This window comes from Kitasatospora sp. NPDC092286 (assembly GCF_044755565.1).
Taxonomy (GTDB): Bacteria; Actinomycetota; Actinomycetes; order Streptomycetales; family Streptomycetaceae; genus Kitasatospora.
The window spans coordinates 25,636-45,082 of sequence record NZ_JBIVRD010000015.1 but is presented as its reverse complement, the minus strand read 5'-3'; the positions used below and the strand labels follow the sequence as shown (position 1 = coordinate 45,082).

Below are 19,447 nucleotides of genomic sequence, written 5' to 3'. Positions count from 1 at the left end.
GGCCGGTCGCCCACCAGGGGACCGGTGCGTTCCGGGGCCGTTCCGTCGTGTGCCAACTCGCGACCGGATCGGTTCATTTGATATTGCGTCACCGGTTGTGGCCGGGCTATGGTCTCCTCCTACATGCGTAGCGTAGCTACACAGTAGCGTCCCTACAGGAGGGGTTACCTTGGAGCGCATGACGCGGTGGGTGCTCGCCCATCGGCTGTCAGTCGTCCTGGTCTGGGTGGTGCTCACCCTGGCCGGTGGTGCCATGTCGGGCAGCACGATCGACAAGCTTTCGTTCGAGTCCCGGCTCCCGGACAAGCACTCCCAGGAGGCGAACGACGCCCTGGCCCAGCGCTTCTCGCAGACCGGCGGCAAGAACGCCCCGCTGCTGCTCGTCGTGACCGTGCCCGACGGCTCGACGGTCGACAGCGGCGGTGTCCGCGAGCAGTGGGGCGACCTGATCGCCAAGGTCACCCCGAAGGGCGGCCGCAGCGTCTCGTTCGCCGGTCCCGGCGGCGAGTCCCTGGTCTCCCAGGACAAGCGCACCACGGTCGCGCTGGTCTACCCGCCGGCCAACCGCTCCAACGCCCCCTACGAGCAGTCGCTCCCGGCGATCAAGACGGCGGTCGAGAGCGCGAGGATCGGCGGCGCCCCGGTCGAACTGACCGGCCAGCCGGTCCTCTCCGGCCGCGACAGCGGAGGCCAGCGCAGCCCGATCTACGAGACCTTGATCGGGGCCCTCGGCGCCCTGGTCGTGCTGGCCCTGGTCTTCGCCAGCGGCCTCGCCGTGGTGCCGCTGCTGATGGCCATGGTCGCCATCCCGACGACGTTCCTGCTGGTGCGCGGTATCACCGGGATCACCGACGTCTCCTTCATCGTCCAGTACCTGGTGGCGCTGATCGGCCTGGGCATCGCGATCGACTACGCGCTCCTGATCGTCACCCGCTGGCGGGAGGAGCGGCAGAAGCCCGGATCCGACGGTTCCTCGCCCGAGGAGCGCCGGGAGGCGGTCGTCCGGGCCGTCTCCAGCGCGGGCCACGCGGTGGTGCTCAGCGGCGCCACGGTGGCGATCTCGCTCGCCGCGCTGGTGGTCCTGCCGGTCCCGTTCCTGCGCAGCGTCGGCTACGCGGGCCTGCTGATCCCGCTGGTCAGCGTCGGCGTCGCGATCACCCTGCTGCCCGTGCTGCTGTACGCCTGGGGCGACAAGCTCGACCGGCCGCGCCGGGTGCACCGTCCGGACAGCCGGCTGTGGGGCCGGATCGCGGGCTTCACCACCCGCCGTCCCGCGCTGTGCGCGGTGCTCAGCGGCGCGGTGCTGCTGGCCCTCGCCGCCCCCGTGCTCGCCCTGCGCCTGGGCCAGCCGGCCACCGTGACGCTCGCCCAGGGCGGCAAGCCCGCCGCGGCCTACCAGCGGATCGTCGACGCCGGCTTCGGCGAGGGCATCGCCCGCCCGCTGGAGGTCGTCGTCGACGCGGGCGGCTCGGACGCCGTGCAGGGCAGGCTCGCCGCGCTCGAAGGCGTCGCGGGCTCGGCCGCCCCGGCGGACTGGGCGCGCGGCGGACAGCGCGTCATCGACGTGTGGACCAAGGCCGACCCGTCCAGCAGCACCGGCCGGGACACGGTCACCAAGGTCATGGACCTCGCGGAGGACACCCCGGGCACCCTGGTCGGCGGCGGCCCCGCCACGGACGTGGACTTCATCGACGGGGTCTACGGCTCCCTCGGGCTGATCCTGGTCTTCGTCGCCCTGCTCACCTTCGTGGTGCTCGCCCGGACGCTGCGCTCGGTGGTCCTGCCGATCAAGGCGCTGATCCTCAACGCGCTGTCCACCTGCGCGGCGTACGGCGTGGTCGTCCTGATCTGGCAGAAGGGCTACGGCAGCGAGCTGCTGTTCGACACCCCGGCGATCGGGGCGGTGACCATCTGGGTCCCGATGGCGGTCTTCGCCTTCCTCTTCGGACTGTCCATGGACTACGAGGTGTTCATCCTCCACCGCATCCGCGAGACCCACCTGGAGCTGAGTGCCAAGGGCGTGCGCGACACCGTGGTGCCGTCCGTCGTGACGGGCATCAGCCGCACGGGCCGGCTGGTCACCTCCGCGGCGTTCATCCTCTTCCTGGCCTTCACCGCACTGGCCAGCATTCCGATCACCGATGTGAAGGTGTTCGCCACCGCTCTGGCGGCGGGCATCATCATCGACGCCACCGTGGTCCGGGGTCTGCTCACCCCGGCTCTGGTCACCCTCCTCGGGCGGTCCAACTGGTGGTTCCCACGCTCCTTGGGCCGGCTGCTCGTCACTACCCCCGAACGGGTACCCGCCCCGAGGAACCGCCCCGCCGTTGACGACGCGGCAGGGGAAGCGGGACGGACGGACGGCTCGTCCGCCGCTCCCGCCACGCAGGCCGGCCCGCAGAACCGCGCCTGACGGTGCAGGCCACCGCGCCACGGCGCGGTGGCCTGCACGCGCTTTCTCACCGCTTCACCTGAGTGCGCAAGGCTGGTGGCGCGGGCGCCGACGGCAACGCGGCGCCCCCGACCGGACGAGTGCGAAGGGAACCGACAGTGTCGATACAGAGCCCCAGCCACGATGTGGTGATCCTGGGATCGGGAATCGCCGGATCCACCCTCGGCGCGGTGCTGGCCCGCAGCGGGGCGAAGGTGCTGATCGCCGACGCGGGCACCCACCCCCGCTTCGCGGTGGGCGAGTCCATGATCCCTCAACTCGTCGCCTGGCTCCAGGTGCTGGCCGAACGCTACGACATCCCCGAGTTCGAGGCCCTCACCGACGCCACGACCATCAACCAGCAGGTGAGCAACACCTTCGGCCGCAAGCAGCACTTCGGCTTCATGCTGCACCGGCCGGGCCAGGAGCCGGACCCGACCGAGGCGCACCAGTTCGTCATCCCCGACGCGCTGACCTCGGCGAGCCACCTGTTCCGCCAGGACAGCGATGCCTACCTGCTGCGGGTCGCCGTCGGGTACGGCTGCGACACCCGTCAGCAGTGGCGCGCGGAGAAGATCGACTTCGACGACGCCGGCGTCACCGTGACGGGCACCGACGGGAACCTGGTCCGGGCGCGCTACCTGGTGGACGCGAGCGGCTTCCGCTCGCCGCTGGCCGACCACCTGGGCCTGCGCGAGCAGCCGGCCCGGTTCCGGCACCACTCCCGCTCGCTGTTCACGCACATGATCGGCGTCAAGCGGTTCGACGACGTGCTGGAGGTGCCCGAGCAGGACCGGCCGCCGGTGCCCTGGCACAACGGCACCATGCACCACCTCTTCGAGCGGGGCTGGTTCTGGATCATCCCGTTCGACAACCACGAGCTCTCCCGGAACCCGCTGTGCAGCGTGGGCGTCACCTTCGACCCGCGGCTGTACCCCAAGCCGGAGGGCATCGGCGCGGAAGAGGAGTTCGAGCTGCTGCTGAGCCGCTTCCCGGCGGTGGCACGGCAGTTCGAGGGGGCCAGGAAGGTCCGGGAGTGGGTGTCCACGGGCCGGCTGCAGTACTCCTCCAACAAGACCGTGGGACAGCGGTGGTGCCTGATGTCGCACGCCGCGGGCTTCCTCGACCCGCTCTACTCCCGGGGCATGTCCAACACCTTCGAGATCATCCACGCGCTCGCCCCGCGGCTGCTCGCCGCACTCGCGGACGACGACTTCGACGAGGAGCGCTTCCGCTACGTCGAGGAGCTCGAACAGGGCCTGCTCGACCACAACGACACCCTCGTCAACTGCTCGTTCATCTCCTTTTCCCACTTCCGGCTCTGGGACGCCGTCTTCCGTGTCTGGGGGAGCGGCAACACACCCGGCACGCTGCGGATCAACAACGCGCTGCGCAAGTACCGCGCCGACCGCGACGCGCGCGTCTTCGACGAGCTGGAGAAGGTGCCGCACGTCGGCCTCTGGTGGCCCGACAACGACGATTTCAAGGCCCTTCTGGACGGTACGGCGAGGGCCTGCGAGCAGTACGAGGCGAAGGAGATCGACGGCGACCGGGCGGCGGACATCATCATGGGACTCGTCAGGGGTTCCGAGGCGGTCCACCCGGGATTCGGCTGGAAGGACGAGAACCGGCGGTTCATGCACCCGGACCGCGGCCAGATCGTGGAGTTCCTGCAGTGGGCGGCCGGATCGCCGGTGCCGGCGCTGAGCACCATCGGCCGCGAGAGCCTCGACGCCCTGCGCGCGGCCGGTGCCGGGTCGGCCCCCCTCCCCGCGGAGGGAGGCCGGTGAGCACCGTGGCCCCGGAGGGGGTGGCGAGCGTCCAGGAGGCGAACAAGGCCCTCGCCCGCCGCTGGTTCGACCAGGGCTGGAGTCGCGGGGAGCTGGACGTGGCGGACCTGATCTTCGCCCCGGAGTTCCGGCTGGGCGGCCGGCCGGTGGGCCCCGAGGGCCCCCGGGAGAGCGTCCGGCTGCGGCGCGCGGCGTTCGCCGGGCTCACCGTCGAGGTCGGGCTGCAGGTGGCCGAGGGCCCGTGGGTGGCGAGCTGGTACACGACCCGGGGCACGCACGTGGGGGAGTTCGCCGGCGTTCCGCCCACCGGGCGGGCGATCTCCTCGGAAGGAATCCAGCTGTGGCGGGTGGAGAACGGGCTCGTCGTCGAGGACCGGAATGTCTTCGACGTGCAGCGGGTCCTTTCCCAGCTGCGGGCGCAGGACCGGGACACCCCGGGCCCGGCGCCTTTCGCTACCGGTCCGCGTGGATGATCCTGTTCTCGTAGGCGAAGATGACGGCGTGCACGCGGTTGCGCAAATGGAGTTTCTCCATCGCGTTCCGGATGTGCGATTTCACGGTGCTCTGGCTGAGCTTCAGCTCCGCCGAGATCTCGGCATTGCTGAATCCCTGGGCCACGAGGTGGAAGACCTGGAGCTCCCGCTCGGTCAGCGTTTCCAGCGGGGAATCCCCGGACTCCTCCCGGGCCCGGGGGATCAGCAGGGAGCGGCCGGTGGCCGTGATGCGGACCGCGGCGGCGACCTCCTCGGACGTGCTCGCGCAGGACAGCACGCCGTGGACACCGGCCTGCAGCACGTGGTCCGCCGCCGCGTCCACGTCGTCGACCAGGACGAGCGCCTTGGCCGCGGGCAGCGGCGACCGGGTCCTGGACAGTGCGCCCACGATGTCCAGGGCCCGGCCCGCATGCTTGTGCGTGCTCACCACCACCACATCGGGTCGCAGCTCCCGGTACCGCTCGACGGCGCTCTCGCGGTCGTGCGCCGTACCGACCACCGTCAAATCGGGACAGTTGTCCAGAATGGTGCGCAGGCCGGCCAGCGAGATGGGGTGCGAGTCGACGACGAGGATGCTGAGGCGGGGCGCCACCGGCATGTTTCTCCCCCTGGGATCATGGTTACGCGGTGGCAGTATGGTTCCACAGCGGGATCGCATCCATACAGTGATCCGGACAGTACGGTCCGGTGGACCCCGGCCGGCCCTCCACGGGCCGCGGGTCCCCGGGGCCGGTGGCCGGGCCGGACGGGGACCAGGGGCGTGACGAACACCCGCTCCCGGACTGCTGGTCGGTCCGGGAGCGGGTGCTCGTCGCTTCCTGGTGTCGGGTGCCCGGCCGGAACGGGGCCGGGCACCGTCAGGTCCGTCGGGCGGCCGTCACCGTCCGCCGCGGCCGCCGCCGATCCGGGCGCGCAGCCACCGCTCCACGGGGCGCTCGTAGAACTGGTACAGCAGCGCACAGGCGGCCAGGGTGATCGCGAGGGCGAGGACCGCCCACCCCGCATTCGACCAGCTCGCCTTCACCGGGCGCATGTAGTACTCCATGACGCCGTTCTTGTCGAAAAGCGAGGAGGAAATCTCGAAGAGCACCGTGAAGTGCAGGAGGTAGAAGGCGTACGACCATTCTCCGAGTTTCACCATGGGCCGCGTGCCGAGCCACGAAGTGCCGCCCGAGATCTCCTTTCCGGCGACCGCCACGATCAGCAGGGCGAACAGCGGAGCGGTGACCTGGGGAAGGGCGTCGTAGACGACGAAGAGACGCCAGGTCTCCTCGCGCAGCAGCCACAGGACGACGTAGCCGGCGGCGACCAGGGCGGCGGCCGGCGCGACGCCGATCGGGGAACGCCAGCCCTTGCGCACGGCGGCCGCGGCGACCACGCCGAGCAGGAACTCCCAGACCCGGGCGACCGGCGAGAAGGTGCCGAGGAGCAGGCCGTTCACCCCGGTGAACTTCGGCCGCGCCTGGGGCGGGTAGGCGTCCCACAGCCAGATCCTCAGGCCCCAGCCCACCACCAGCAGCAGGACGGCCGCGACGCCGAGCCAGCGCAGCGACCGCCGCGCCAGGGGCCTGGCGACGAACGGGAAGAGCGCGTAGAAGAACGCCTCGCAGGCGAGGGACCAGGCCACCGGGTTCGCGCTGTCCAGGATGTGGCCGGGCACCCAGGCCTGGTACAGCAGGACGGCGGAGAGCGCGGTCACCTTCAGGGTGTCGGCGTGGTCCGGCCGGGCGTCGGGCAGCTGGAGCAGCAGCGGGACCAGCACGGCCACCAGCAGCACCGGCCAGATGCGGGCGAACCGGCGGCCGTAGAACGGGCCGACCCGGTCGCCGGCCGTCCACGTCCAGGTCAGGACGAAGCCGGAGAGGACGAAGAAGAACGTCACGCCGGAGGAGCCGAGGGACAGCAGCGGCTTGGCGTCCGGCAGCGGCAGCAGGGTGCCGACGTGCGACAGGAAGACGGCGAGGGCCGCGATCCAGCGCAGGCCGGTGAGGGAGTTCAGCCGGGCGGCCGGACCGGCGCCGGGGGCGGAGGGCGCGGGGAGCGGTGATTTCCGCTCTTGCGCGGAGGATCTCATGGAAACGACACCAGCCATTTCGACGGGGACGGGGCCGGGTGCGGCCGGCGGTCTTCTGAGGTCGGGAAATCGTGCGGCAGCATTGCACCACCGGCCGATGAAACCGGGGTTAAGCAGGTATAAATCGGTGCCGCGGGGCTTCTTCGGGTATTCCGTTCACTGGCCCGTCCGCCGGGGCCTAGGTTAATGTGTTCGAGCGTGTCCGGTCGAATTTTTCAGGAATTGGGGGAACAGCATGCGGCGATTTCCTTACGCCTCGGCCATGGTGACCGGGGCGTCGGGCGGGATCGGTGAGGGGTTCGCCAGGCTCCTGGCGCGGGAGGGCGTCGACCTCGTCCTCGTGGCGCGGCGGGGCGAACTCCTCGAACGGCTCGCGAGCGACCTGCGGGCCGCCCACGGGGTGACCGTGGAGGTGCTCCGGCTCGACCTCACCGACGAGAGTCAGCTCGCGCTCGCCGAGCAGCGGCTCGCCGATCCCGAGCGGCCGGTGGAGCTGCTGGTGAACAACGCGGGGTCGAGCGGCTCGGGGTACTTCGCGGAGCTGCCGGCGGAGCGCGAGCTGCACACGGCGGTGCTCAACGCGGTCGTCCCGCTGAGGCTGTCCCACGCCTGCCTGCCGGGCATGATCGCCCGCGGCTCCGGCGGGATCGTGAACGTCTCCTCGCTGGTCGCCGTCCTGCCCAAGCCGCGCTCGGCGACGTACGCCGCCTCCAAGGCCTTCCTCTCCTCGCTGAGCGAGAGCCTGGCCATGGAGGTCGCCCGCCACGGCGTCCACATCACCACCGTGCACACCGGCCTGACCCGCTCCGGGTTCCACGAGGCGGCCGGGGTGTCGACCGACGCGCTGCCCGGCATCAAGTGGCTGACGGCCGATCAGGTCGCCCGGGCGGGTTTGGACGCGGTGGCGGCCGGGCGGACGTCCACGGTGCCGGGCCTGGCGTACCGCGTCCGGCTGCCCCTGATGCGGGCGATGCCGCGGTCCGTGGTCCGGGCCATCACGCGGCGCGTCCACGAGCGGCGGGCGGCATGACCGCGCGGCGCCGGATCTCCCCCCGGCACCGGGTCCGCAACAAGGCCGTGGTCCTCCTCCACCGGCTGGGGCTGCCCTTCGGGCCCATGTACCTGCTCACCGTCCCCGGCCGCCGGAGCGGCCTGCCGCGGACCAACCCGGTCGCCCCGGTGGTGGTCGACGGCGTTCGCCACCTTCTCCAGGCGTACCCGGAGTCCGACTGGGTCAGGAACGCCCGCGCGGCGGGCCACGGGACGCTGACCCGGGGCCGGCGCTCGCAGCGGGTGGACCTGGTCGAGCTGCCGGTGGCGGAGCGGGGCCGTGTGCTGCGGGAGTTCCCGCGGCAGGTCCCGCGGGGCGTGGGCGCGTTCGTGCGCAACGGGCTGGTCGAGTCCGGCTCCCCGGAGCACTTCGAGGCGGCTGCGGAGCGCTGCCCGGTGTTCCGCGTCACGCCCCGGACGCCCTGAGGCCGCGGCCCGCGGCGCACCCGCGGGCCGCGCACAGCACCGAGCGGCCGGCTCCCACACCTTCGTGGGAGCCGGCCGCTCGTGTCGGCCGCTCGTGCCGGCCGGGCGCACTGCCCGGAGCGCGGAACGCCCGGCCGCCGACGGCCGTTCCGCGTGCCGGGTCAGTGCGGCAGCGCCTTCTCGACGTCCGCCTCGGTCGGCAGCGGCGCACCGTGCACGTCGACGCCGGTGGTCAGGTAGCGCAGCTCGTCGGGACCGTCGTTGCGCAGCCAGCCGGCCATCCGCCGCAGGTCGTCGGGCATCGGGTAGACGAACCGGCACTCGGGGTCGCGCAGGCCCAGGTGGTCCAGCACGACCGGCGCCTCGACCACCGTCTTCAGCAGCTCGGCCCCGGCGTCGGCGGCGGTCCGCTCCCCGCGGTCGACCGCGTCGCAGATCCGCACCATCTCGTCGAACAGGGCCTTGTAGCCCGGGGACCCGGGAACGGGCAGCCCGGGGTACGCGGCCTTCTCCATCGCGCGGAGCACGCCGTCGTCGCCGGACTCCTCGAAGCGTTCGGTGAACCGGTCGAAGCGCAGGTTGATCGGCACCTCGGCGGCGCACCAGACGCGGTACACGGCGTTCCACAGCGTGTGGTCCTGGAAGGAGACGAAGGAGCTGTTGACGAGCTCGTCGTTGTGCCGGATCAGGCCCTGCTGGAGTTCGTCGACGTAGCGGAAGCGCTCCTCGTCGAAGTCGTTGTCGGAGAGCGCCTCGAGGAGCCGCCAGGCGAGCGAGTTGATCACCTCACCGGTGTTGGTGAGACCGCGGGAGTACAGCGGGTCGAGGAAGCCGGCCGCGTGGGACATCAGGAACCAGCGGTGACCCACCGTCCGGGTCGAGGTGTACTGGATCCGGTCGGCCGACACCCACGGCCGCACCGTCCGCGCGTCCGCGAACAGGCGCTCCACCGCGGGGAAGCGTGCCGCGAAGGCGCGGAACTCCTCCTCCGGGGTCACGTCGCGGTTCCGCGGGTACTTCCGCTCGTCGAGCGTGAGCCCCACGCTGACCAGGGGGTTCTTCGAGCCGGGAGAGTTGTTGAACGGGATCGACCAGAACCAGCCGCGGTCGAAGAGGTGGTGCATGGTGCCCTCGACCCACGGGATCGGCGGCGCGTCCTCGGGCCCCACGCGCAGGCACTCGTCGGTCGGCCGGACCCCCAGCATGTGGGTGAACATCGAGCGGGAGTGGTGCTTGAGCGCCTCCGGCGGACGGCGCAGGTCCAGCTTCGCGGCGAGCGGCGAGCGGAAACCGCTGGCGTCCACCAGGCAGCGGCCCTCGTACCGCTCGCCGCCCCGGCCGACCACGGCGACGTGGTCCTCGGCGAGTTCCACGTCCTCGACGTGGAACGCCTGCCGGGCGTCGCAGCCGTAGCGGATGGCCGTGTGGAAGAGGTACGCGTCGGTGTCCTGACGGAACAGATGACCGGTCTGCAGGGCCTTGGACGGCGGGCTGAACTGCAGGAACTCGGCCGGGTCGGGCTCCTTGCCCTCCTCGTGCCGGATGAAGCCGAAGTGCCGCTTGGTGCCGGACGTCGGCGAGATGTCGTCGCGGATGCCGTCGGAGGAGGTGAGCGACTCCAGCTCGGGAACGCCGTAGCGCCGGGCGAGCAGCCGGAACACCTTGAGGGTGTAGAGCGTCGTCGACTCGCCGACGGCGAACCGCGGGTGGACGCCGCCGTCGAGGAGCAGGACGGAGACGCCCTGCTTGGCGAGGATGGCGCCGAGGGTCGAACCGGCGATGCCGGAACCCAGAATGATCACGTCGTGGCGCGGCGGCGCGGCGAGCCGCAGGCCGGCGCGGTTGCCGGAGGGTTGTCCGGGCATGGTGTCCTCCTGGTCGGACTGAGGCAGGTGGGCGGCGCCACAGGTGCGCCGGAGCGGAACGGGGTCGGCCGGGACAGCGCGAATGGCGCGCTGCCCCGGCCGGGGCCCGGCGGGCCGTTCGGCGGACGGACGTCCGGTGGTGGAGGGCGCGGGCCCCGCCCCCGGGCCGGGTGGGTCACCCCCGGGCCGGGTGGGTCAGCCGCGGGGCCGCGCGTCGGCCGGGGCGCCGTGCAGGCCGTGCCGGACGGCCTGCGGACCCTTCAGGTCGCCGCGGGCGCCGGGCGGCGGCATGAATCCGCGCATCTCGTTCTCGTTGGCGAGCTGCTGCATCTTCTCCCAGTCCGGCATGCCGCCGCCCGAGACGAGCTTCGACAGCCCGATGAAGAAGTTCTCCACCCCGCCGGGGGTCGCGATGACCAGCAACTGGCCGGGCTCGTCACCCACGTTGAGGAAGCGGTGCGGCACGGCGCGCGGGCCGAAGATCACGGTCCCCTCGCCGATCCGCTCGGTGACCCCGCCGACCTCGAACTCGTAGGTGCCCTTGTTGACGAAGAACGCCTCGTCGGCGGTCTCGTGGACGTGCAGCGGCGGACCGCTGCCCGGCTGGGTGGAGATCTGGTAGAAGCTGTACAGACCGCCGGTGTCCTCCTTGCGGAGCAGGAACCGGCCCTCCTCGCCGAACCAGCAGACGGGCTCGACCTCGTCCCGGTTGACGACTTTCCGTTCGGGCTTCGACAAGGTTCATTCCTTTCGGTCGGATCGTCCGGAGGCGGACGGCAGCCGTGGTGACAGGCAATCAGTGGTTGCAAAGAGGGTGATAAAGAGCGGGAAAACCCGGTGCTGGGGTGTGGCCGGGTGCCGGCCGGCCGGGGCGTCAGGCGAGTGACGTGCCGCCGTCCGCGACCAGGCAGCTGCCGGTGAGGTACGCGGCGCGCTCGGAGGCGAGGAACGCGACGACCTCGGCGATGTCCTCCGGGGTGCCGTTGCGCCGCAGCGCGGCCCGCTCGGCGGCCGCCCGGCGCTGCTCCTCGGGGATGAAGCGGGCGAGTTCGGTGAGCACGAGGTTCGGCTCCACCGCGTTGACCCGCACCCCGTGCGGGCCCACCTCCAGTGCCAGGGTGCGCACGGCGGCCTCCACGCCCGCCTTGGCCACGGTCAGCGGCAGGAACCGGGGTGCCGGCCGCTTGGCGAGCGCCGCCCCGACCGCCACCACCGAGCCGCCGCCCCGGGCGACCATGCCGGGGAGCACGGCCCGCGCGGTCAGGAACAGCGCCTTGAGCTGCTGGCTGACCACGTGCTCCAGGTCCTCCCAGGAGAGGTCCGCCGCAGGGGCGATGCGCGCCTCGTGGGCGCCCAGCCCGGCGGCGTTGAGCACCAGGACGTCGATCGGGCCGAGCGCGGTCGTGACGGCCCCGACCAGGGCGGTCACCCCGGCGGGGTCGGTGACGTCGCCCTGGACGGCCACCGCCGCACCGCCGTCCCGCCGGATCGCGGACACCAGGTCCTCGGCCCGGTCCGCGCTCTTGTGGTAGTTGACCGCGACCCGCGCCCCGCGGGCCGCCAGCAGCCGGGCGGTGGCCGCGCCGATGCCGCGGGAGGCACCGGTGACCAGGGCGACCCGGCCCGCGAACTCCGGGGTTCCGGGTGTCCGGCCGGCGGCCCCGGGGGCGGGTGCGTGCGGTTCGTGCTCCTCGTGTGCCGGATTCACCGGATCAGCTCCTCGGATCGGGAACGGGTCCTCGGTCCACCGAGGACGAAGGTCGGATCAGGGAAGGCGAAGTGCCCTCCAGGGAAGGGGAGTTCGGTTCAGGGGTCGGGTTCAGCCGAGCACCAGCCAGGTGCCGCCGAGCGCGATGCCGAACGCCAGGCCGGCGAAGACGGTGCGCAGCAGATTGGCGCGCGCCCACCGGGTGCGCAGGGCGTCCCAGCCGTCGGGGATCTCGCCGGCCGCGGCCCAGCCGTCGATCCGCCGGTTCATCCGCACGTTGCGCAGCTCCGACACCAGGGCGACCCCGGCCACCGAGGCCAGCGCCGCCGCGAAGGCGGCCTTCGCGGCGGCCCCCGGCGCCAGCACGGTGAGCCCGAGGCCGGCGGCCAGGGCCACCTTGTTGACGGTCGGCATCAGCGGGTCGAACCCCGGGTCCAGCAGCCGGTGCACGTCGGACCAGGTCTGCCGCGGCAGCCGCAGCAGCATCGGGACGATGGCGCGTTCCACCGCGAGCAGGGCGCCCGCGAGGATCCCCGTGCACAGGACCAGGACGACGGCCAGAATGGTGACCAGCATCGGGCCGGTTCACCCCGCCCCGTGGCCGAGCGGCTCGGCCGTCTGCAGCGGGGCCCGCTCCAGCCGGTCGTCCAGCATCAGCGAGTAGCTCTGGCCGCGCGCGACCGAGTCGAAGAACGCGTACATCGCCGCGTCGCGCAGCCGGCACAGCGGGCCGCTGTGGGCGAGCCCCAGCGCGCCGATGCGCCACGAGGTCGTCACCATGTCCGCCGCCCGCGCGCGACGGGCGGACTCGAACGCGCGCAGGGTGGCGGGCACGGCGTCCGGCTCGCACCGGCCCAGCAGGTCGGCGAGCACCACACCGCTCTCGATGGCCTGACCGGCGCCCTGGCTGAGGTTGAGCGTCATCGGATGGGCCGCGTCGCCGGTGAGCACCACCCGGCCCTTGCTCCACCCGCCGGCCGGCGGCCGGTCGTGGATCGGCACCGGCAGGATCGCCTCCTCGTCGGTCGAGGCGATGATCCGGCCGACCGGGTCCGGCCAGTTCCGGTACGCGGCCGCCAGCCCGGCCCCCCGCGAGAGGCGCAGGGTGTCGATCCCGGCGGTCGCGCGGTCACTGGTGATGGCGTCCCAGTAGACCTCCTCCTCGTTCAGCCGGCAGTACAGGAAGCGCAGCCCGCCCTTGCCCCACATGTTGAAGAACGTGCCGGTGGGCACCAGCGACTCGCCCGGCAGCCGGGTGATGGCCTGGCAGGCCGTGTAGCCGGCGTACCGCGGCGGCGGCTCGAAGCCGTTGCGCAGCGTGGCGCGCACGGTGGAGCGGAGTCCGTCCGCGCCGATCAGCACGTCGCCGCGGGCCGTGGACCCGTCGTCGAAGTGGGCGGTGACGCCGTCGGCGTCCTCGGTAAAGCCGGTGAACCGGCGGCCGAGGTGGATCCGCTCCTCGCCGACCGCCTCGGTCAGCACCGTGTGCAGCGTCGACCGCCGCAGCGCGCAGGCCGGCGCGCCGATCCGCTCCGTCGGGCCGTCCAGCCGCCACCGGGCGAGTCGCCGGCCGGAGTCGGAACGGAACTCGTGGAAGCGCATGCGCACCGCGTCGGCGGCGACGGCCTCGTCCAGCCCGATCCGGCGCAGCGCCAGGAAGGCGTTGTGCCAGAGCATGAAGCCGCCGCCGGTCAGCAGCCGTCCCGGCGTGGGGCGGGCCTCGAACACCTCGCAGGCGATGCCCTGCCGCAGCAGCCCCGCCGCCGTGGTGAGCCCGCCGATGCCGGCCCCGATCACCAGGGCCTTTCGGATGGTCGCCATGGGCCGTGGTCCGCTCAGCCCTGCGACGGCACGCTGTCGAGGCGGGCCCGCAGGTCGAAGATCCGCCGCTCGATCTCGCCCTTGCTCCAGTACGGGAACATCGGGGCCGCGGTCTCGCGGTGGGTCGGGGCGTCCTCCCAGGTGCGGAACGCCTCCTCGCTCTCCCACTCGGCGAGCAGGATGTAACGGCCGGGCTGCTCGGCGTCGCGCAGCAGCTCGTCGCGCAGGTGGCCGGGGGTGCCCTTGACCGCGGCGGTGACCTGCCGGTACGCCTCCTCGAAGGCCGCCTGGTCGTTCTCCTCGACCCGGGCGGAAACCATGATGCGAACGGTCACGACGGACCACCTTTCATCGGTGTGGTGCCCGGCACGTGCTCGACCACGTCGAGCACGTGCTTGCGGGCTGATTCACGGAACTGCTCCAGCCTGGCGCTGAGTTGCTCCCTCGCCGGGCCGTTCTGGAAGGCCTCCAGAGCGGCCCGGTCGGCCCAGTCGGCCATCACCAGGTAGGTGCGGGGGGTGCGCGGGTCCCGGGCCAGCGACTGGGCGACGGAGCCCGGCAGTAGCGCGGCGGCCCGTGCGGTCTCCAGCCAGGCGGCGCGGAACTCCTCCTCGCGGCCCTCCCGGACCGTCATCTCCAACACGGCGCGGATCACGGCGTGCGGTCTCCTTCGGGTCAGATGCCGCCGTCGACGTCGAGCGTGGCGCCGGTGACGTAGCGGGCGGCGTCGGAGACGAGGAACAGCACCGCGTCGGCGATCTCCGCCGGCCGGCCGAGCCGGCGCAGCGAGATCCGCTGCTCGTACGCGGCCCGCCCCTCGGCGCTGACCGCCTTCATCTGGTCCGTCTCGACCAGCCCGGAGGCGATGCAGTTGACGCGCACGCCCCGCGGACCCAGCTCCTTGGCCAGCGCCCGGGTCAGGCCCATCACCCCGGCCTTGGACGCCACGTAGTGGGCGGCGCCCGGCATGCCGTGGTGCGCCACGGCGGAGCTGATGTTGACGATCGAGGCGGTCTCCGCGAGGTGCGGCAGCGCCCCGCGGATGACGTGGTACGTGCCGGACAGGTTGGTGTCGAGGATGCGGTGCCACTCGTCGGGACCGAGGTCCGTCAGCGGCAGGTGGCTGATGACGCCCGCGTTGTTCACGACGGCGTCGATCGCCCCGTACCGCTCGTGCGCCTCGGCCGCCAGCCGGGCGGCGTGCTCGTGGTCGGCGACGTCGGCGCGCACCAGGGTCCCCCGGGCGCCCAGTTCCGCCAGTTCGGCGCGGAGCGACTCGACCTGCTCGCTCTCGTTGACGTAGCAGGCCGTCACCGCGGCGCCCTGGGCGGCCAGGGCGAGCACGGTGGCCCGCCCGATGCCCCGGGCGCCACCGGTCACCAGGGCGTGCCGGCCCTTGAGGCCGAAGCCGAGGGCGGCGGTCATCGGGCCACCGCCGTTCCGGCGCCGGCGCGGGCGGCGGCCTCCACGCGCTCCTTGATGAGCGCCAGCTGGACCTTGGAGTTCTCGTTGATGCGCGCGGTCATCGCGGCGTCGTCCACCGGGGCGTCCGGCTTCATGCGGAACTCCTGTACCCAGCGCAGCTCCACGCCGGCGCCGGTCTGCTCGTACGTCCAGTGGATGTTCATGAAGGCGAACGGGCCGGTCTCGACCCGGCGCGCCCGGACGCTGCGGTTCTCGCGGTCCATGACGCGTTCGGAGACCCAGCTCCAGACCTTGCCGTCGGGCTCCGGGTGGAGGGCGAGGCGGAACCGCACCGTGTTGCCGTGCCGCTCCAGGACGTCCGCGACGGCGTACTCGCTGAACAGGTCCGGCCAGCCGGCCACGTCGTTGGTGATGTCCCAGACCAGGTCGAACGGCGCGTCGATCACGATGCCGTTCTCGGTGCGCGCCGCGGCCAGCCGCAGCTGCTCGTTGACCAGGCCGCAGATGCCGGGGAGCTGGGTGAGGCCCTCGGCGTCCAGGCGGATGTCGTAGCGGTTCTCGACCTCGGTGAGGATGTTGATCAGACCCAGCGAGTCGATGCCCAGGTCGTCGATCGTCACGGCGGGGTCGTCCGTCTGCAGGCTCTCCAGCGGGACGCCGGTGCACTGTTCGACGATGGTCAGGAACGCGTCGTACTCAAGGGGTACTGCGGTCATCGGGGTGGGATCCTTTCGGCATCGCGGGGTGGTAGGTGGGGCGCGCCGTCACGGGGCGAGGGCCCGGACGACGAGGGCGGAGTTGAAACCGCCGTGGCCGCGGGCGACGACCAGGGCGGTGCGCAGCCGCGCCGGCCGGGGCTCCACCACGAGGTCGAGGCCGTAGGCGGCGTCCGCGACGACGGCCGGCCCGGTCGGCGGGATCACCTGGTCGCGCAGGGCGAGCAGCGCGGTGACGACGTCGAGCGGCCCGCCGCCGGCGTACAGCCGGCCGTAGCGCGCCTTGGGCGCGGTCACCGGCACTCCGCGCGGCCCGAACACCTCGGCCAGGCAGGCGGCCTCGATCCGGTCGCGCTCGGGCGTGCCGTCGGCGTCGGCGAGGACGAGGTCGACGTCCTCCGGCCGGACCCGGGCGTCGGCGAGGGCGAGCAGCACGGCCCGGCGCAGTGCGACCGGGGTGCCGGCCTCCGGCGTGCCGGGGGCCGGGTCGAAGGTGGCCGCGTGACCGGCGATCTCGCCGTACGGGGCCTCGACACCGCGGGCGCGGGCGCCCTGCTCGTCCTCCAGGACCAGGATCGCCCCGCCCTCGCCGGCCACGTGACCGGGGGAGGCCGCGTCGAACGGCAGGTAGGCGCGCTCCGGGTCGGCGCCGGGGCTCAGCCCCCCGGACGTGGTCTGGCAGGTCAGCGCATAGGGGCTCAGCGGTGCCTCGGTGCCGCCGGTCAGGACGAGCCTGGCGTCGCCGTGCAGGAGCGCGCGGCGGGCCTGCGCGATGGCGTCCAGGCCGCCGGCCTGCTCGGCCACGGCGACCCCGCAGGGGCCCTTCATGCCGTGCCGGATGGACAGTTGGCCGGTGGTGGCGGCGTAGAACCAGGCGATCGACTGGTACGGCCCGACGTGCCGCGGTCCCTTCGACCACAGGGCCTCGATCTCGCGCTGGCCGAAGGCGTTGCCGCCGGAGGAGGAGGCGGTGATGACCCCGAGGTCGTACGGGGAGAACTCCTCCGGCCGCACCCCGGCGTCGGCCAGGGCCTCGTCGGCCGCCAGCAGCGCGAACTGGCTCCAGCGGTCGGTCTGCACCGCCAGCCGGGGGTCGACACCGGGCAGGTTGCCGTCCCCGAAGACCTCGCCGACGGTGCGCACGGGGAAGCCGGCCGCGTCGAAGTGCGTCACCGGGCCGAGGCCGTTGCGGCCCTCCAGCACGCCCTCCCAGAACTCCTTCGTCCCGAAGCCGTTCGGCGCCACCGCGGAGATGCCGGTGACCACCGCGCGGCGTGTGGCCGTCGCCGTGTCAGTCATGACGTGCCCCCTTCCCCGGCGCGGTGAGCACCATCGCCGTCTGGAACCCGCCGAATCCGCTGCCCACGCTGAGCACCGTGTCGGTCCGTTGCTCACGGGCCGTCAGAGGTACGTAATCGAGCCCGAGTTCGGGATCCGGGTGCGCGAGGTTGGCGGTGGGCGGGACGGTGTCCTTCTCGATGGCGAGGGCGCAGGCCGCGACCTCCAGGGCGCCGATCGCCCCCAGGGAGTGACCCACCATCGACTTGATCGAGCTCACCGGCACCCGGTACGCGTGCTCGCCGAGCGAGACCTTCAGCGCGGCCGTCTCGTGCCGGTCGTTCTGCCGGGTGCCGGAGCCGTGGGCGTTGACGTAGTCCACCGCGTCGGCCGGTACCCGGGCGCGGTCCAGTGCCACCCGGACCGCCTCGGCCAGTTCCTTGCCGTCCGGGCGCAGACCGGTCATGTGGAAGGCGTTGCTGCGCTGCGCGTAGCCCGCGACCTCGCAGTACACGCGCGCCCCGCGGCGTCGTGCGGACTCCTCGTCCTCCAGGACCAGGACGGCCGCGCCCTCGCCGAGCACGAAGCCGTCACGGTCGCGGTCGAAGGGCCGCGAGGCGTGCTCGGGGTCCTCGTTGTTGGGCGAGGTCGCCCTGATCGCGTCGAAGCAGGCGACGGTGATCGGCGAGATGGGCGCGTCGGTGGCCCCGGCCAGCACGACGTCCGCCGAGCCGTCCTCGATGAACTGCGCGCCCTGGGCCACCGAGTCGAGGCCCGAGGTGCAGCCCGTCGACAGCACCCGGACCGGGCCCTGCGCGCCGGCCGTCCACGCCACCTCGGCGGCGAGCGTGCCGGGCACCAGCGCCCCGTAGAGGTACGGGTACGGGTTCGACGCGTCCACGACCCAGTTGCTGCCGCGGTCGCTGACCCGGACGTACTGCTGCTCCAGCGTGATGGTGGCGCCCACGGCGCTGCCGATCGACACTCCGATGCGGTGCGGCGGCACCCCGTCGGTCCCGGCCCCGCTGTCCGCCAGCGCCTCCCGCGCGGCGACCACGGCGAACTGCGCCGCGCGGTCCATGCGCAGGACCTCCTCGGCGGTGAGCCCGGCGGCCGCGGCGTCGAAGTCGCACTCCGCGGCGATCCGGGAACGGTAGGCCGAGGCGTCGAAGTGGGAGATGGCGCGGGTGGCCGTCCGGCCGTCGGTCAGCAGCTGCCAGAACGCCTTGGTCCCGACACCGCCCGGGGCCACCACGCCGATCCCGGTGACGACGGCCCTGCGCCGGGTCACGCCGGCTCCTGGCCCGGCAGGGGCTCGGTGTCGACGTGGCCGAGTTCCGGACGGGGCGCCAGCGGGCCCAGCTGGAAGACCATGAACGCCGGTTCCGTGCCGTGGTTCTCCAGCCGGTGGCGAACGTTGATCTGCAGGTGCAGCGCCTCGCCCGCGGCGAGCGGGACCGGCTCCCCGTCGATCCTCGTCAGCAGCTCGCCGCTGACGAGGTACAGGAACTCCTCGGAGTACGGGTGGTAGTGCTCGGTGACGACCTCGCCGGGCAGCAGGGTGAGCACCCCCATGAAGCCCGCGGTGGCCTCTGCGGTGGCCGGGCTGAGCAGCGTCCGCAGATCGCCGCCCCGTCGCCGGTTGGACTCCACATCCTTCGCCGCGATCCTGGTCATTCGTGCGCTGGCCACGCCAGCCTCCTCTCGTCATCCCGCACCCTCGGTGCGGGCCCCCTACCGGTGACGCCTCGTCGCCGGGCCATTCGGGCACGATGGGTCTCAGCCCTGCGCGCGCCAGGTGTAGAACTCGTGGGCCATGGCGTCCTGAGGGCCGCGCCAGGTCTCCGGGTCGTACGCCGTGATGTGGGGCCTCAGCCGCTCGCTGACATCGACGAACAGTTCGTGGCCCTTCATTTCGGAGATGGGGCCGCGGACGTCGTCGTCGGATGCCATGTAGTGCAGGTAAAGATCGTGGAAGCGGAACAGCCTGCGTTCCGCCACGCCGATCAGATGGGGAAGTTCGCCGGCATCGGATTCGGCGAATATGCGTTTCACGTCGGCTTCGGCGGACGGCCTCATGCGAGCCACGATGAGAGTGCTGCGCATTCTGTTCCCTTCCGTTCCTGGGCCGGTCGCTCGGTGACCGGTGAAAACAGGATCACTCGGTGCGATAAAATTCGGATGAGGGCCCGCAAAAGCTCTCGCCGGAAAGTCGGAAGACCCTGGGGAGGCCGGGCGCCGGCTGCGGTCGCGGCGCCGGCCGGCCGGCGGACCGCCTGCCCCCGGTCTCCCAGATTGCCCAGTCGGCGCGGCCGACCTCGCCCGCAGCACCTGCTTGAACCCGCCTTGACCTGCGCTTGTGCGCGCCG

General features: G+C 72.6%; 20 protein-coding genes and 1 pseudogene. 5 read left to right on the top strand and 16 right to left on the bottom strand.

All coding sequences use genetic code 11. The features are described from left to right. The first annotated feature begins 178 nt into the window (after positions 1-178). The 3 genes from ACIQIB_RS17500 (at position 179) to ACIQIB_RS17490 (ending at position 4,694) form a co-directional block, all read left to right on the top strand. Positions 179-2,413: an MMPL family transporter gene (locus tag ACIQIB_RS17500; protein WP_363607756.1), complete on the top strand. Its 2,235-nt coding sequence runs from the start codon at positions 179-181 to the stop codon at positions 2,411-2,413. A 137-nt stretch (positions 2,414-2,550) separates the two neighbouring features. Continuing rightward, positions 2,551-4,221: an NAD(P)/FAD-dependent oxidoreductase gene (locus ACIQIB_RS17495; RefSeq protein ID WP_400758787.1), complete on the top strand. Its 1,671-nt coding sequence runs from the start codon at positions 2,551-2,553 to the stop codon at positions 4,219-4,221. After that, on the top strand, positions 4,218-4,694 hold the full coding sequence (locus ACIQIB_RS17490; RefSeq protein WP_400758784.1) for an ester cyclase: 477 nt from the start codon (positions 4,218-4,220) through the stop codon (positions 4,692-4,694). Before ACIQIB_RS17495 ends, ACIQIB_RS17490 begins: the two co-directional genes overlap by 4 nt. On the opposite strand, the gene ACIQIB_RS17485 is transcribed toward ACIQIB_RS17490, so the two are convergent. Then, the gene (locus tag ACIQIB_RS17485) at positions 4,675-5,313 is read right to left on the bottom strand and encodes a response regulator transcription factor (protein WP_363607759.1); all 639 of its coding nucleotides are present in this window, start codon (positions 5,311-5,313) and stop codon (positions 4,675-4,677) included. The genes ACIQIB_RS17490 and ACIQIB_RS17485 overlap by 20 nt on opposite strands. A 279-nt stretch (positions 5,314-5,592) precedes the next feature. Beyond that, positions 5,593-6,789 (bottom strand): acyltransferase, encoded by a 1,197-nt coding sequence (locus tag ACIQIB_RS17480; protein ID WP_363607760.1) that lies wholly within the window; start codon positions 6,787-6,789, stop codon positions 5,593-5,595. 235 nt (positions 6,790-7,024) lie between these two features. Here ACIQIB_RS17480 and ACIQIB_RS17475 point away from each other — a divergent pair, with 235 nt between their 5' ends. Both ACIQIB_RS17475 and ACIQIB_RS17470 read left to right on the top strand, forming a co-directional pair. Continuing rightward, positions 7,025-7,819 carry an SDR family NAD(P)-dependent oxidoreductase gene (locus ACIQIB_RS17475; RefSeq protein ID WP_400758782.1) on the top strand — a complete coding sequence of 265 codons (795 nt, stop codon included), beginning with the start codon at positions 7,025-7,027 and terminating at the stop codon, positions 7,817-7,819. Next, entirely contained in the window at positions 7,816-8,265 is a 450-nt protein-coding gene (locus ACIQIB_RS17470) for a nitroreductase family deazaflavin-dependent oxidoreductase (RefSeq protein ID WP_400657590.1), read from the top strand. The genes ACIQIB_RS17475 and ACIQIB_RS17470 overlap by 4 nt, the downstream gene beginning before the upstream one ends. A gap of 161 nt (positions 8,266-8,426) precedes the next feature. On the opposite strand, the gene ACIQIB_RS17465 is transcribed toward ACIQIB_RS17470, so the two are convergent. From ACIQIB_RS17465 to ACIQIB_RS17400, 14 genes and pseudogenes are all read right to left on the bottom strand, one after another. Beyond that, positions 8,427-10,130, bottom strand: coding sequence for a tryptophan 7-halogenase (locus tag ACIQIB_RS17465; RefSeq protein WP_363607763.1), 1,704 nt, complete (start codon positions 10,128-10,130; stop codon positions 8,427-8,429). A gap of 195 nt (positions 10,131-10,325) precedes the next feature. Beyond that, positions 10,326-10,868 carry a cupin domain-containing protein gene (locus ACIQIB_RS17460; protein WP_363607764.1) on the bottom strand — a complete coding sequence of 181 codons (543 nt, stop codon included), beginning with the start codon at positions 10,866-10,868 and terminating at the stop codon, positions 10,326-10,328. Positions 10,869-11,004: 136 nt separating this feature from the next. Continuing rightward, positions 11,005-11,838 carry an SDR family NAD(P)-dependent oxidoreductase gene (locus ACIQIB_RS17455; RefSeq protein WP_400758779.1) on the bottom strand — a complete coding sequence of 278 codons (834 nt, stop codon included), beginning with the start codon at positions 11,836-11,838 and terminating at the stop codon, positions 11,005-11,007. Between the two features lie 111 nt (positions 11,839-11,949). After that, complete coding sequence (locus ACIQIB_RS17450; RefSeq protein WP_363607766.1) at positions 11,950-12,414, bottom strand: DUF1772 domain-containing protein; 465 nt, start codon at positions 12,412-12,414, stop codon at positions 11,950-11,952. A gap of 9 nt (positions 12,415-12,423) precedes the next feature. After that, positions 12,424-13,659 carry an FAD-dependent monooxygenase gene (locus tag ACIQIB_RS17445; RefSeq protein WP_400758777.1) on the bottom strand — a complete coding sequence of 412 codons (1,236 nt, stop codon included), beginning with the start codon at positions 13,657-13,659 and terminating at the stop codon, positions 12,424-12,426. A 14-nt stretch (positions 13,660-13,673) separates the two neighbouring features. Further along, positions 13,674-13,994 carry an antibiotic biosynthesis monooxygenase family protein gene (locus tag ACIQIB_RS17440; protein ID WP_363607768.1) on the bottom strand — a complete coding sequence of 107 codons (321 nt, stop codon included), beginning with the start codon at positions 13,992-13,994 and terminating at the stop codon, positions 13,674-13,676. Continuing rightward, positions 13,991-14,314: an antibiotic biosynthesis monooxygenase family protein gene (locus tag ACIQIB_RS17435; protein WP_363607769.1), complete on the bottom strand. Its 324-nt coding sequence runs from the start codon at positions 14,312-14,314 to the stop codon at positions 13,991-13,993. The genes ACIQIB_RS17440 and ACIQIB_RS17435 overlap by 4 nt, the downstream gene beginning before the upstream one ends. Before the next feature lie 20 nt (positions 14,315-14,334). Continuing rightward, the gene (locus ACIQIB_RS17430) at positions 14,335-15,084 is read right to left on the bottom strand and encodes an SDR family NAD(P)-dependent oxidoreductase (protein WP_363607770.1); all 750 of its coding nucleotides are present in this window, start codon (positions 15,082-15,084) and stop codon (positions 14,335-14,337) included. Next, positions 15,081-15,560, bottom strand: a complete 480-nt coding sequence (locus tag ACIQIB_RS17425; RefSeq protein WP_363607799.1) for an SRPBCC family protein — start codon at positions 15,558-15,560, stop codon at positions 15,081-15,083. The genes ACIQIB_RS17430 and ACIQIB_RS17425 overlap by 4 nt, the downstream gene beginning before the upstream one ends. A 39-nt stretch (positions 15,561-15,599) precedes the next feature. Then, a pseudogene (locus tag ACIQIB_RS17420) lies at positions 15,600-15,800 on the bottom strand (acyl carrier protein); the annotation flags it as partial. A gap of 48 nt (positions 15,801-15,848) precedes the next feature. Further along, positions 15,849-17,099, bottom strand: coding sequence for a beta-ketoacyl synthase N-terminal-like domain-containing protein (locus ACIQIB_RS17415; RefSeq protein WP_400657599.1), 1,251 nt, complete (start codon positions 17,097-17,099; stop codon positions 15,849-15,851). Further along, positions 17,092-18,369: a beta-ketoacyl-[acyl-carrier-protein] synthase family protein gene (locus tag ACIQIB_RS17410; RefSeq protein WP_400657601.1), complete on the bottom strand. Its 1,278-nt coding sequence runs from the start codon at positions 18,367-18,369 to the stop codon at positions 17,092-17,094. The genes ACIQIB_RS17415 and ACIQIB_RS17410 overlap by 8 nt, the downstream gene beginning before the upstream one ends. Further along, positions 18,366-18,770 (bottom strand): cupin domain-containing protein, encoded by a 405-nt coding sequence (locus ACIQIB_RS17405; protein WP_400657603.1) that lies wholly within the window; start codon positions 18,768-18,770, stop codon positions 18,366-18,368. The genes ACIQIB_RS17410 and ACIQIB_RS17405 overlap by 4 nt, the downstream gene beginning before the upstream one ends. A gap of 87 nt (positions 18,771-18,857) precedes the next feature. Further along, positions 18,858-19,184: a TcmI family type II polyketide cyclase gene (locus ACIQIB_RS17400; protein ID WP_363607773.1), complete on the bottom strand. Its 327-nt coding sequence runs from the start codon at positions 19,182-19,184 to the stop codon at positions 18,858-18,860. Positions 19,185-19,447 lie beyond the last annotated feature (263 nt).